Below are 13,110 nucleotides of genomic sequence, written 5' to 3'. Positions count from 1 at the left end.
TTCCACAGGCCCTACTACTACCACTACACATTTAGACCCATCGACTCGCTTGAAAGTGGGTGGGCCCCGAATCTGTGGACAACCGCGCCCCGACATCTGTTCGGCTTGCTTCCGCCCGTCTGCCCCGTCTGTCGGCGGAGTACGTCAGACTGTCCTCGGCGACCGGAAGCGGAGTGGCAGAGCTCGGTGGACAGTCCGACCGACGATCAAGATCAGACGAACCAGAGTGCGAGCGGGAGCGCTCGATCCAGGAGGCGGTTACCGGTGAAGTTCCGGGTGGAGCGTGACGTCCTCGCGGAGGCGGTGGCCTGGGCTGCCCGCAGCCTCCCGGCACGGCCGCCGGTGCCGGTGCTGGCCGGCCTGCTGCTGACGGCACAGGACGGCAGCCTGGCGCTGTCCGGCTTCGACTACGAGGTCTCGGCCCGGGTCGAGCTGGAGGCCGACATCGAGGAGGCCGGCACCGTCCTGGTCTCCGGTCGGCTGCTGAACGACATCTCGCGCAACCTGCCGAACCGGCCGGTGGAGATCTCCACCGACGGCCAGCGGGTCAGCGTGGTCTGCGGCAGTTCCCGCTTCACCCTCCCCACCCTCCCGGTGGACGAGTACCCGGCACTGCCCCAGATGCCGACCGCCACGGGCACCGTCTCGGGCGACGTGTTCGCCTCCGCGGTCAGCCAGGCCGCGGTGGCCGCCGGCCGAGACGACACCCTCCCGGTGCTCACCGGTGTCCGGGTGGAGATCGAGGGCGACCGGATCACCCTGGCCGCCACCGACCGCTACCGCTTCGCGGTCCGCGACCTGCTGTGGAAGCCGGAGCAGTCGGACATCTCGGCCGTCGCCCTGGTGCCCGCCAAGACGCTGCAGGACATCGCCAAGTCCCTGGGCAGCGGCGACACCGTCTCGATCGCGCTCTCCTCGGGCGGCGCGGGCGAGGGCCTGATCGGCTTCGAGGGCGCCGGCCGCCGGACGACCACGCGGCTGCTGGAGGGCGAGTTCCCCAAGTTCCGCAGCCTGTTCCCGACGGAGTTCAGCGCCGTCGCCGCGATCCAGACCCAGCCCTTCCTGGAGGCGCTCAAGCGCGTCTCGCTGGTCGCCGAGCGCAACACCCCGGTCCGGCTCAGCTTCGAGCAGGGCGTGCTGACCCTGGAGGCGGGCTCGGGCGACGACGCCCAGGCCACCGAGCGGATCGACGCCGACCTGGAGGGCGACGACATCTCGATCGCCTTCAACCCGGGCTACCTGGAGGAGGGCCTCAAGGCCATCGACTCCGCCTACGCCCAGCTGAGCTTCACCACCCCGACCAAGCCCGCGCTGCTCAGCGGCAAGGCCTCGGTGGACGCCGAGGAGGACAAGGCGTACCAGTACCTGATCATGCCGGTCCGCCTCTCCGGCTGACCTCGCGGCCGCTGCCCGCAGGCCGTCACCCACAGGCTGTGCACATCGGCTGTGCACAGCCTGTGGGCGTCCTCCCCCGGTCGGCCCGACCACAGGGAGCCGCCACCGCCGCAGCGCGTAGGCTCGGGGCGTGCGGCAACGGCGCCGCCGGCAGGCACGTCACCACAGGTAAGGACTTGGTCATGGAGCTCGGCCTCATCGGTCTCGGCAAGATGGGCGGCAACATGCGCGAGCGGATCCGCCGCGCCGGCCACACCGTCATCGGCTACGACCGCAACCCGGACATCTCCGACGTCGCGAGCCTCCAGGAGCTCGTCTCCAAGCTGCAGGGCCCGCGGGTGATCTGGGTGATGGTCCCGGCCGGCGCCGCCACCCAGGCGACCGTCGACGAGCTCGCCGAGCTGCTCTCCCCCGGCGACGTGGTGGTCGACGGCGGCAACTCCCGCTGGACCGACGACATCAAGCACGCCGAGGCGCTGGCCGCCAAGGGCATCGGCTTCGTCGACTGCGGCGTCTCCGGCGGCGTCTGGGGCCTGGAGAACGGCTACGCCCTGATGTACGGCGGCGACGCCGAGCACGTGGCCCGCGTCCAGCCGGTGTTCGACTCGCTCAAGCCCGAGGGCGACTTCGGCTCGGTGCACGCGGGCGCCGTGGGCGCCGGCCACTTCGCCAAGATGGTCCACAACGGCATCGAGTACGCGATGATGCAGGCCTTCGCCGAGGGCTGGGAGCTGCTGGAGGCCGCCCCCGAGGTCACCGACGTGCGCGAGGTCTTCCGCAGCTGGCAGGAGGGCACCGTCATCCGCTCCTGGCTGCTGGACCTGGCCGTCCGCGCGCTGGACGACGACGAGCACCTGGCGAAGCTGCGCGGCTGGGCCGCCGACTCCGGTGAGGGCCGCTGGACCGTCGAGGCCGCGATCGACCACGCGGTGCCGCTGCCGGCGATCACCGCCTCGCTGTTCGCCCGCTTCGCCTCCCGCCAGGACGACTCGCCGCAGATGAAGATGATCGCCGCGCTGCGCAACCAGTTCGGCGGCCACGCGGTCGAGTCCAAGTAACCCGCACCTCCCCAGAAGGCGAGCGCAGTCCACAGCCATGCACGTCGCGCATCTGTCGCTCGCCGACTTCCGGTCGTACGCCCGGGTCGAGGTTCCCCTCGACCCGGGCGTGACGGCCTTCGTCGGGCCCAACGGCCAGGGCAAGACCAACCTGGTCGAGGCGATCGGCTACGTCGCCACACTGGGCAGCCACCGGGTCGCCACCGACGCCCCGCTGATCCGGCTGGGCGCCGAGCGGGCGGTGGTCCGTACCTCGGTGGTGGACCGCGGCCGCACCACCCTGGTCGAGCTGGAGCTGACCCCGGGCAAGGCCAACCGGGCCCGGATCAACCGCTCCGACAACGTCCGCCCGCGCGACGTGCTGGGCCTGCTGCGGACCGTCCTGTTCGCCCCCGAGGACCTCAGTCTGGTCAAGGGCGACCCGGGTGAGCGCCGCCGTTTCCTGGACGAGCTGCTGACCGCCCGGGCCCCCCGGCTGGCCGGGGTCCGGCAGGACTACGAGCGGGTCCTCAAGCAGCGCAACGCCCTGCTGAAGACCGCCGCGATGGCCCGCCGGGCCGGTGGCGGCAAGGGCGCCGACCTCTCCACCCTGGAGGTCTGGGACGGCCATCTGGCAAGGGCCGGAGCCGAGTTGACGGCCTTCCGGATCCAGCTGGTGGCTTCCCTCCAGCCGTTGGTGGCGGCCGCGTACGGGCAGCTGGCCCCGGGCGGCGGCGACACCGTCCTGGAGTACCGCAGCTCCTTCGAGGGCGGGCTGCCGACCAGCCGCGAGCAGGCCGAGGAGCAGTTGCTGAACGCGCTGGCGACGGTCCGCAAGCAGGAGGTGGACCGCGGCATCACCCTGGTCGGCCCGCACCGCGACGAGCTGGTGCTCAGCCTCGGCCCGCTGCCCGCCAAGGGCTACGCGAGCCACGGCGAGTCCTGGTCGTTCGCGCTGGCGCTGCGGCTGGCCTCGTACGAGCTGCTGCGCGCCGACGGCGGCGAGCCGGTGCTGATCCTGGACGACGTGTTCGCCGAGCTGGACGCGGCCCGCCGGGACCGGCTGGCCGAACTGGTGGCCGACGGCGAGCAGGTGCTGGTCACCGCGGCGGTCGCCGAGGACGTGCCGAAGGCGCTGGCCGGCGCCCGGTTCGCGGTCGCCGACGGCGCCGTCCGCCGGATCGACGCCTGACTCCCCCCGCACCTTCGCAACCGCCGTCCGGGCACTCCCGTAGGCTGGACGGCTCACCGGCGCGCGTCCGCGACCGTTGTCCACAGGCTGGGGAAAGGAGATCGCCGTGAGCGAGCCGGCGGAGCACTCCCCCCAGCCGGGCGACGCGGCGCCGACCGGCGCCGACCTCGCCCGCTCGGCGCTGCGGGCGGCCCGGGCCCAGGCGCGGCAGCGCGGCGAGCAGGTCCGGGAGAAGCGCGAGGCGAAGCGGCACGGCCTGCGCAGCGGAGCCCGGTCGGACGGCCGCGACCCGGTCCCGCTGGGGGCGGCGCTGAACCGGCTGCTGACCGAACGGGGCTGGGAGTCCTCGGCCGCGGTCGGCGGGGTGATGGGCCGTTGGCCCCAGATCGTCGGCCCGGACATCGCCGCGCACTGCCACCCCTCCTCCTACGACGACGCCGCCGCGGTGCTCACCGTGCAGTGTGACTCCACCGCATGGGCCACCCAACTACGGTGGCTGGCAAGGCAGTTGGTGGCCCGCCTGAACCATGAGCTGGGCCACGGCACGGTCCGCACCATCAAGGTGCTGGGCCCGGCGGCGCCCGCCCGCGGCTACGGCCGGCTGCGCGCTCCGGGAAGCAAGGGGCCGGGCGACACCTGGGGCTGACCGGGTTGCCGGCCCGCCGTCGAGGGCGTGGAGCGGACCACGATCTTCCGGAACCCCTGACAGCCCTTCCAGGCGCTCTGGGCCCCCCGGGCGAGTATCGGGACATGTCCAGAGGGGATTCAGGGCGGCATATCTGCCTTCAAGGGCTGCCAAACGCCCATCTCTGTCAGTCGTACCGGTAGACTGAGAGCCAAACACTGTTGCTAGTGGCAACCGAGTCTAAACGCCGTGGTCGCACGCCTGCCCACACGGGGCGGGAATGCGGCCCGTGCTGTGCCAGAGAGGGCGCTTCGTGGCCGATTCCGGCAACCCCAGCCAGACCCCAGACCAGACCGACCAGGCTTCCTACACCGGTAGCAACATCCAGGTGCTGGAAGGCCTCGACGCCGTCCGCAAGCGCCCCGGCATGTACATCGGCTCCACCGGCGAGCGGGGCCTGCACCACCTGGTGCAGGAAGTGGTGGACAACTCCGTCGACGAGGCGATGGCCGGGTACGCCGACACCATCGACGTCACGCTCCTCGCCGACGGCGGGGTCCGGGTGGTGGACAACGGCCGTGGCATCCCGGTCGACATCGTCCCCGGCCAGGAGAAGCCGGCCGTCGAGGTCGTGCTCACCGTCCTGCACGCCGGCGGCAAGTTCGGCGGCGGCGGCTACGCCGTCTCCGGTGGTCTGCACGGTGTCGGCGTCTCGGTCGTGAACGCGCTGTCCACCCGCCTGGCGGTGGAGATCCACCGCGACGGCTCGCGCTTCACCCAGGAGTACAAGGCCGGTGCGCCGACCGCGCCGCTGGCCACGCACGAGGGCTCCGAGCAGACCGGCACGACCGTCACCTTCTGGGCCGACCCGGAGATCTTCGAGACCACGGTCTACTCCTTCGAGACGCTGTCCCGGCGCTTCCAGGAGATGGCCTTCCTCAACAAGGGCCTCTCCATCTCGCTGACCGACGAGCGCCCCGAGCACGTGGACGAGGAGGGCAAGCCGCTCACCGTCACGTACAAGTACGACGGCGGCATCGCCGACTTCGTCGCCCACCTCAACTCCCGCAAGGGCGAGGTGATCCACCCCTCGGTGATCGACTTCGAGGCGGAGGACAAGGACCGGGCGATCTCGGTGGAGATCGCGATGCAGTGGAACTCCTCCTACACCGAGGGGGTCTACAGCTTCGCCAACACCATCCACACGCACGGCGGCGGTACCCACGAGGAGGGCTTCCGCGCGGCGCTGACCGGTCTGGTCAACCGCTACGCGCGGGACAAGAAGCTGCTCCGGGAGAAGGACGACAACCTCTCCGGCGAGGACATCCGCGAGGGCCTGACCGCGATCATCTCGGTCAAGCTCGGCGAGCCGCAGTTCGAGGGCCAGACCAAGGACAAGCTCGGCAACACCGAGGCGAAGACCTTCGTCCAGAAGGTCGTCCACGAGCACCTCAACGACTGGTTGGACCGCAACCCCAACGAGGCCTCGGACATCATCCGCAAGTCCATTCAGGCCGCCACCGCGCGCGTCGCCGCCCGCAAGGCCCGCGACCTCACCCGCCGCAAGGGCCTGCTGGAGTCCGCCTCGCTGCCGGGCAAGCTCTCCGACTGCCAGTCGAAGGACCCGGCCGAGTGCGAGATCTTCATCGTCGAGGGTGACTCCGCCGGCGGCTCGGCCAAGCAGGGCCGCGACCCGCGCACCCAGGCCATCCTGCCGATCCGCGGCAAGATCCTGAACGTCGAGAAGGCCCGGATCGACAAGGTGCTGCAGAACACCGAGGTCCAGGCGCTGATCTCGGCCTTCGGCTGCGGCATCCAGGAGGACTACGACGACTCCAAGCTCCGCTATCACAAGATCGTCCTGATGGCGGACGCCGACGTCGACGGGCAGCACATCCGCACCCTGCTGCTCACCCTGCTGTTCCGCTTCATGCGGCCGCTGGTCGAGTCCGGGTACGTCTACCTCGCCATGCCGCCGCTGTACAAGATCAAGTGGGGCAAGGACGACTTCGAGTACGCCTACTCGGACCGCGAGCGCGACGCGGTCATCGCGGCCGGGGTCGAGGCCGGGCGCCGGCTGCCCAAGGACGACGCGATCCAGCGCTTCAAGGGCCTCGGCGAGATGAACGCCGAGGAGCTCCGGGTCACCACCATGGACGCCGAGCACCGGCTGCTGCTCCAGGTCACCCTGGAGGACGCCGCTCGCGCCGACGAGCTGTTCTCCGTGCTGATGGGCGAGGACGTCGAGGCACGCCGCTCCTTCATCCAGCGCAACGCCAAGGACGTCCGCTTCCTGGACGTGTGACGCCGCCCGACCGGCAGCGAAACCACGTACCAGTCCGCGTGAAAGGAAACTGACCACCAGTGGTCGACGACAACCGTCCCGAAGGCGAACAGCCCGAGACCCCCACAGCCGCCGAGGCCACCGCCCAGGTGACCATGCGGATCGAGCCGGTCGAGCTCGAGACCGAGATGCAGCGCTCGTACCTCGACTACGCGATGAGCGTGATCGTCAGCCGGGCGCTCCCCGAGGTCCGCGACGGCCTCAAGCCGGTGCACCGGCGCGTGCTCTACGCGATGTACGACGGCGGGTACCGCCCCGAGAAGGGCTACTACAAGTGCGCCCGCGTCGTCGGCGACGTCATGGGCAACTACCACCCGCACGGCGACACCTCCATCTACGACACCGTCGTGCGCCTGGCCCAGCCGTGGTCGCTGCGGATGCCGCTGGTGGACGGCAACGGCAACTTCGGCTCCCCGGGCAACGACCCGGCCGCGGCCATGCGCTACACCGAGTGCAAGATGATGCCGCTCGCCATGGAGATGATGCGCGACATCGACGAGGGCACCGTCGACTTCGCGTCCAACTACGACGGCCGCTCGCAGGAGCCGACCGTCCTGCCCGCGCGCATCCCCAACCTGCTGGTCAACGGTGCCACCGGCATCGCGGTCGGCATGGCCACCAACATCCCGCCGCACAACCTGCGCGAGGTCGCCTCCGGCGCGCTCTGGGCGCTGGAGCACCCGGACGCCTCCAACGAGGAGCTGCTCGAAGCCCTGATCGAGCGGATCAAGGGCCCCGACTTCCCCACCGGCGCGCTGATCGTCGGCCACCGCGGGATCGACGACGCCTACCGCACCGGCCGCGGCTCGATCACCATGCGCGCCGTGGTCGAGGTCGAGGAGATCCAGGGCCGCCAGTGCCTGGTGATCACCGAGCTGCCGTACCAGGTCAACCCGGACAACCTCGCGCTGAAGATCGCCGACCTGGTCAAGGACGGCAGGGTCGCCGGCATCGCCGACGTCCGCGACGAGTCCTCGTCCCGCACCGGCACCCGCCTGGTGGTCGTGCTCAAGCGCGACGCCGTCGCCAAGGTCGTGCTGAACAACCTCTACAAGCACACCGAGCTGCAGACCAACTTCGGCGCCAACATGCTGGCCCTGGTCGACGGCGTGCCGCGCACGCTGTCGCTGGACGCCTTCATCCGGCACTGGGTCAACCACCAGGTCGAGGTCATCGTCCGGCGCACCACCTTCCGGCTGCGCAAGGCCGAGGAGCGCGCCCACATCCTGCGCGCCCTGCTGCGCGCCCTGGACATGATCGACGAGGTCATCGCGCTGATCCGGGCCTCGGCGAGCGCCGACGCGGCCCGCACCGGCCTGATGGGGCTGCTCTCCATCGACGAGCTCCAGGCCAACGCCATCCTGGAGATGCAGCTGCGCCGCCTGGCCGCCCTGGAGCGCCAGCGGATCATGGACGAGCACGACGAGCTGCAGCGCAAGATCGACGAGTACAACGCGATCCTGGCCTCGCCGACCCGCCAGCGGGAGATCATCTCCGAGGAGCTCACCGCGATCGTCGAGAAGTACGGCGACGAGCGGCGCTCCACCCTCATCCCGTCCGACGGCGACCTCTCGATCGAGGACCTCATCGCCGAGGAGGACATCGTCGTCACGATCACCCGTGGCGGCTACGTCAAGCGGACCCGCTCCGACCTCTACCGCTCGCAGAAGCGCGGCGGCAAGGGCGTGCGCGGAGCGCAGCTCAAGCAGGACGACATCGTCGACCACTTCTTCGTGACGACGACGCACAACTGGATCCTGTTCTTCACCAACAAGGGCCGGGTCTACCGCGCCAAGGGCTACGAGCTCCCGGACGCCGGGCGCGACGCCCGCGGCCAGCACGTGGCCAACCTGCTGGCCTTCCAGCCGGATGAGCACATCGCCCAGGTGATGGCCGTGCGCACCTACGAGGACAAGCCCTACCTGGTCCTCGCCACCCGGGCCGGCCTGGTGAAGAAGTCCGCGCTGAAGGACTACGACTCGCCGCGCTCCGGCGGCCTGATCGCGATCAACCTGCGCCAGGACGAGGAGGGCCGGGACGACGAGCTGATCGGCGCCGAGCTGGTCTCCGCCGAGGACGACCTGCTGCTGGTCTCCAAGAAGGCCCAGTCGATCCGCTTCACCGCGACCGACGACGCGCTGCGGCCCACCGGCCGCGCCACCTCCGGCGTCAAGGGCATGGCCTTCCGCGAGGACGACGAAATGCTCTCGATGAACGTCGTCCGCCCGGGAACGTACGTGTTCACCGCGACCGACGGCGGGTACGCCAAGCGCACGGCCGTGGACGAGTACCGTGTCCAGGGGCGTGGCGGCTACGGCACCAAGGCGGCGAAGATCGTCGAGGGCCGGGGCTCCCTGGTCGGCGCGCTCGTGGTCGACGACACCGACGAGATCATGGCGATCACCCTTTCGGGTGGGGTGATCCGCACAAGGGTTTCCGAAGTTCGTGAAACCGGACGTGACACCATGGGCGTCCAACTGATCAACCTCGGTAAGCGCGACGCGGTCGTGGGCATGGCCCGCAACGCGGAAGCCGAGGACGAGGAGACGGTGGAGGACGAGGTCGCGGACACCGCGTCCACCGAAACGGCTGAGGGTGCGGAGACGACGGCCGGCGGCGACGCCGAGGTCTGAACCGAACCACGGGCCGGTGCCGTCGCGTCCTGATAGAGGGCGTGGCGGCACCGGCCGCCCACCAGTTCCGGGCAATCCCGCCGGGCGCTGGATGACGAGTGACGAAGCAGGACGGTGCCGCCGTCCTGGTGGGAAGTGCGGGAGGACCAGGTGAGTGGAGCCACGGGTGCTGCGGGAGGGCCCTCCGGCGGCCGTCCGGGCGCGCAGGGCGGGGGTGGGTACGGCGCGCAGCAGCCGCCGGCCGAGCACTCGGCCGCGTCCACCTCGCTGATGCCACCGGTCGGCGGGGCGGGGCAGGGCGGCGCGACCTACGGCGGGCAGACGCCCCCGCCGCCGGGCGCTCCGGCGCCGGGCGCGAGCGGATTCTCGCAGCCGACCACCTATGCCAAGGGGCAGCCGACCCCGGCCCGGGGCACCCGGACCAGCGGCAACACCCCGCCCGGCGGCACGCCCGTCCCGGGCGCGGCGCGCCGGCCGGCCGCCCCGGCCGCCCCCGCGGCGGCCGCCGGTGTCGGCCTCGGCCGGACCCGCAAGGCCCGGCTGCGGGTGACCAAGGTCGACCCGTGGTCGGTGATGAAGGTCAGCTTCCTGCTGTCGCTGGCGGTCGGGATCATCATCATCGTGGCCGCGGCGGTGCTGTGGATGACGCTGGACTCGCTCGGCGTCTTCGACTCGCTGACCAAGACCCTCAAGGACGTCACCGGCTCGGACAGCGCCGGCGGCCTCAACCTGATGGACTACGTGGGCTTCGGCAAGGTGATGACCTTCACCTCGCTGATCGCCGTGGTCGACGTCGTCCTGCTGACGGCGCTGTCCACGCTCTCGGCGTTCATCTACAACGCGGCGGCCGGCTTCACCGGCGGCGTCGAGCTGACCCTGGCCGAGGAGGACTGACCCCGGTCGGATCCTGACCCCCGGTCAGTTCGCCGTCCACGGACGGAATGGACGGGCCCCGCAGGCTGTTGCAGCCTGCGGGGCCCGTCGGCATTTCGGGTGACAGCCGGCCGCCCGCGGCGTGCCGCCCGGGAGCGGGCCGGCCGCGGTGGGATTAGCTGGGTGGCGCCCGGTCCACGCCTGGGAGTGCCGCAGGCCGCCCCCGGTCCGCCCGGCCGGGTCAGGAGACGTTCCGCAGGACGGCTGGACGGAGGCGCGCGGTGGCGAAGCTCGCAGGTCAACTGGTCGAGGCCCTGGACGGGCTGTTGGGGGTTCCGGTACCGCTGCGGGTCCAGGCCTGGGACGGCAGCGTCGCCGGGCCGCCGGGAGCCCCCACGGTCGTCCTGCGCAACCGCCGGGCGCTGCGCCGCCTGCTCTGGCAGCCGGGCGAGCTGGGCCTGGCCCGGGCGTACGTCGCGGGGGATCTGGAGATCGCCCCCGGCACCGACCTCTACGAGGTGCTCTCGGCCGTCGCCCGGTTCGTGGAGCGGCCGGAGATCCGCCGCCTCGACCTCGGCCCGCGGGACGTGCTCGGCGCCAACGGGCGCCGCGTCCTCGCGGCCGCGCTGCGGGCCGGGGCGCTCGGCCCCGAGCCCACGCCGCCCCCGGAGGAGGTCCGCAAGGCCCGCGGACGGCTGCACAGCCGCAGCCGGGACCGCGCGGCCATCAGCCACCACTACGACGTCGGAAACGACTTCTACGGGCTCGTCCTGGGCTCCTCCATGGTCTACTCGTGCGCCTACTGGACCCCGGAGGCCAAGAGCCTGGAGGCCGCCCAGGAGGCCAAGCTCGACCTGATCTGCCGCAAGCTCGGCCTACGGCCCGGGATGCGCCTGCTGGACGTCGGCTGCGGCTGGGGCTCGCTGCTGCTGCACGCGGCCGAGCGCTACGGCGTCACCGCGGTCGGCGTCTCCATCTCGCGGGAGCAGGTCGCGCTGGCCCGCCGGCGGGTCGAGGAGGCCGGCCTGGCCGGGCGGGTGGAGGTCCGGCTCCAGGACTACCGGGAGATCGTCGACGGCCCGTTCGACGCGATCTCCAGCGTCGGGATGGCCGAGCACGTGGGCTCCGAGCAGTACCGGGTCTACGCCGAGGGCCTGCACCGGCTGCTGGTGCCCGGCGGCCGGCTGCTCAACCACCAGATCGCCCGCCGCCCCGACCACCCCGGTGAGCCGCACCGCACCAGCCCCTTCATCGACCGCTACGTCTTCCCCGACGGCGAGCTCTCCCCCGTCGGTTCCACCGTGGCCCGGCTGGAGGAGGCCGGCTTCGAGGTCCGGGACGTCGAGTCGCTGCGCGAGCACTACGGGCTGACCCTGCGCGAATGGGTGGCCAATCTGGAGGCGCACTGGAGCGAGGCGGTCCGGCTGGTCGGCCGCGGCCGGGCCCGGGTCTGGCGGCTGTACATGGCCGCCAGCGCGCTCGCCTTCGAGGAGAACCGGATCGGGATCAACCAGATCCTCGCCGTCCGCAGCACCGAGGAGGGCGCGGCCGGCCTCCCGGCGACCCGCGAGGAATGGCTGCTGCGCCCGGCCGCCGGAGCGCCGCCGCTGGTCGGCGGGGTGCCCGCCGGGAACCCCGCCGGCCCGGATTTGGGAGATCGGCCATCGGTCCGCTAATCTTTCAGTGCGGCAAGGGCCTATAGCTCAGACGGTTAGAGCGCTTCCCTGATAAGGAAGAGGCCACAGGTTCAAGTCCTGTTAGGCCCACCACCGCGAAGGGCCCGGAGTGATGCACTCCGGGCCCTTCGGCGTTTCCCCCCGCCGTTCCGGGAACCGCGTGCCCCGCCGGGCTGTTCTCCCGGGAGGGAACGTGTGGAGGGATGGTGACGACATGGCGATCTTCTGGGCGATGAGCATCCCCGGACTGATCTGCGCCCTGGTGGTGCTCGCGGCGGTCGACCAGCTCGCGCTGCGGGCGCGCCGCTCACGCTGGGTGCCGTGGCGGGGGACCGGCCGGGAGGGGCAGATCTCGGCCACCGGTTTCGAGCAGCTGCACGCGCAGTTCGCCGCCGGCAAGCAGCACGAGCTGGACGAACGCGGCACGACCCTGATGCTGCGCGACGAGGAGGGTGAGGGGGCGCCGCCCCGGACCAGGGTGGACCTGGCGGGCGGGAAGGCCGTGGTGGTGACGCCGTCGAACCGCCTGTCCGACCGCTCGTCGGACCACCCGTCCAGCGCCCCGCCGGGCACGCCGTAGGGCCCGGCCGGGGAGGGCCGGCCGTACGGCAGGAGGTGCGGCGTCAATCCTCCGCCCGGACCGCCGGGTTGGCCGCAGCGGTGGCTGGTCACGATTGGGACACTGGTGTGTATCATCGGCCGCAAGGGCAGTCTGGCACCCGGCAGCCCGCTCGCGATCGAAACACATCTGGACTCGTCGGCCCGGTCAGTCCGGCCGGAGCACCGGCTCTTGAGTCCGCCAACGCAAGAAGGACGAGGTCCCGCGGTGAAGAAGCTTCTCCTGGTCGCCCTGGTCGCCCTCGGCGGCTTCTTTGTCTACCGTCAGGTCCAGGCGGACCGCGCCGAGCAGGACCTGTGGACCGAGGCCACCGACCCGGTTCCGGCCGGTCGCTGAGCCCGGACGATCCGACGATCAACGATCTTCGGAGGCGCTTCACCGCGCCTCCAGGGCCGGCCGGCCCGGTCACCCGACCGGATCGGCCGGATCCCAGGCACCGCCCGGACGCCGCCTCGGCGGCAGGTCCGGTCGGCCCGGGGGTAGGACGCCGGGAACGGCGCCGGAACCCGGTACGCTAGTGCCCGTCGGCACCTGCGGTGCCGTCGAGGGGCATTAGCTCAGTTGGTAGAGCGCTGCCTTTGCAAGGCAGATGTCAGGAGTTCGAGTCTCCTATGCTCCACAGCTCATCGCAGTCGTGACGCCGATCGGCCGCTGACCTGAATCCCGGTCAGCGGCCGATCGGCGTTTCCGCGCCCTCTGGGGGTGTCGGACACGCC

10 protein-coding genes and 2 tRNA genes are annotated in these 13,110 nt (G+C 71.5%); all 12 read left to right on the top strand.

Going from position 1 to position 13,110, the window contains the following annotated elements:
• Positions 1–264 precede the first annotated feature (264 nt).
• Entirely contained in the window at positions 265–1,395 is a 1,131-nt protein-coding gene (gene dnaN, locus A6F73_RS16220; protein ID WP_063348462.1) for a DNA polymerase III subunit beta, read from the top strand.
• A gap of 182 nt (positions 1,396–1,577) precedes the next feature.
• On the top strand, positions 1,578–2,453 hold the full coding sequence (gnd, locus tag A6F73_RS16215; RefSeq protein WP_063348461.1) for a phosphogluconate dehydrogenase (NAD(+)-dependent, decarboxylating): 876 nt from the start codon (positions 1,578–1,580) through the stop codon (positions 2,451–2,453).
• Between the two features lie 37 nt (positions 2,454–2,490).
• A complete protein-coding gene (recF, locus tag A6F73_RS16210) occupies positions 2,491–3,624 on the top strand; it encodes a DNA replication/repair protein RecF (protein ID WP_063348460.1) in 1,134 nt (377 codons plus the stop codon).
• Between the two features lie 106 nt (positions 3,625–3,730).
• Positions 3,731–4,270: a DciA family protein gene (locus tag A6F73_RS16205; RefSeq protein WP_063348459.1), complete on the top strand. Its 540-nt coding sequence runs from the start codon at positions 3,731–3,733 to the stop codon at positions 4,268–4,270.
• A gap of 268 nt (positions 4,271–4,538) precedes the next feature.
• Positions 4,539–6,554, top strand: a complete 2,016-nt coding sequence (gene gyrB, locus A6F73_RS16200) for a DNA topoisomerase (ATP-hydrolyzing) subunit B (protein ID WP_063348458.1) — start codon at positions 4,539–4,541, stop codon at positions 6,552–6,554.
• Between the two features lie 59 nt (positions 6,555–6,613).
• Positions 6,614–9,226 (top strand): DNA gyrase subunit A, encoded by a 2,613-nt coding sequence (gyrA, locus tag A6F73_RS16195; RefSeq protein WP_063348457.1) that lies wholly within the window; start codon positions 6,614–6,616, stop codon positions 9,224–9,226.
• Between the two features lie 150 nt (positions 9,227–9,376).
• Positions 9,377–10,120, top strand: coding sequence for a DUF3566 domain-containing protein (locus tag A6F73_RS16190; RefSeq protein WP_244293408.1), 744 nt, complete (start codon positions 9,377–9,379; stop codon positions 10,118–10,120).
• A 260-nt stretch (positions 10,121–10,380) separates the two neighbouring features.
• Positions 10,381–11,775 (top strand): cyclopropane-fatty-acyl-phospholipid synthase family protein, encoded by a 1,395-nt coding sequence (locus tag A6F73_RS16185; protein WP_063348455.1) that lies wholly within the window; start codon positions 10,381–10,383, stop codon positions 11,773–11,775.
• 16 nt (positions 11,776–11,791) lie between these two features.
• Positions 11,792–11,868, top strand: a tRNA-Ile gene (locus A6F73_RS16180).
• 121 nt (positions 11,869–11,989) lie between these two features.
• Entirely contained in the window at positions 11,990–12,355 is a 366-nt protein-coding gene (locus A6F73_RS16175) for a DUF6191 domain-containing protein (RefSeq protein WP_063348454.1), read from the top strand.
• A 246-nt stretch (positions 12,356–12,601) separates the two neighbouring features.
• The gene (locus A6F73_RS42520; protein ID WP_014137031.1) at positions 12,602–12,730 is read left to right on the top strand and encodes a DLW-39 family protein; all 129 of its coding nucleotides are present in this window, start codon (positions 12,602–12,604) and stop codon (positions 12,728–12,730) included.
• A 210-nt stretch (positions 12,731–12,940) separates the two neighbouring features.
• Positions 12,941–13,013 (top strand) — tRNA-Ala (locus A6F73_RS16170).
• Positions 13,014–13,110: the final 97 nt, after the last annotated feature.

The organism is Streptomyces sp. MJM8645, assembly GCF_001625365.1.
Classification (GTDB): Bacteria; Actinomycetota; Actinomycetes; order Streptomycetales; family Streptomycetaceae; genus Kitasatospora.
This window is presented reverse-complemented; position numbering and strand designations above follow the sequence as displayed.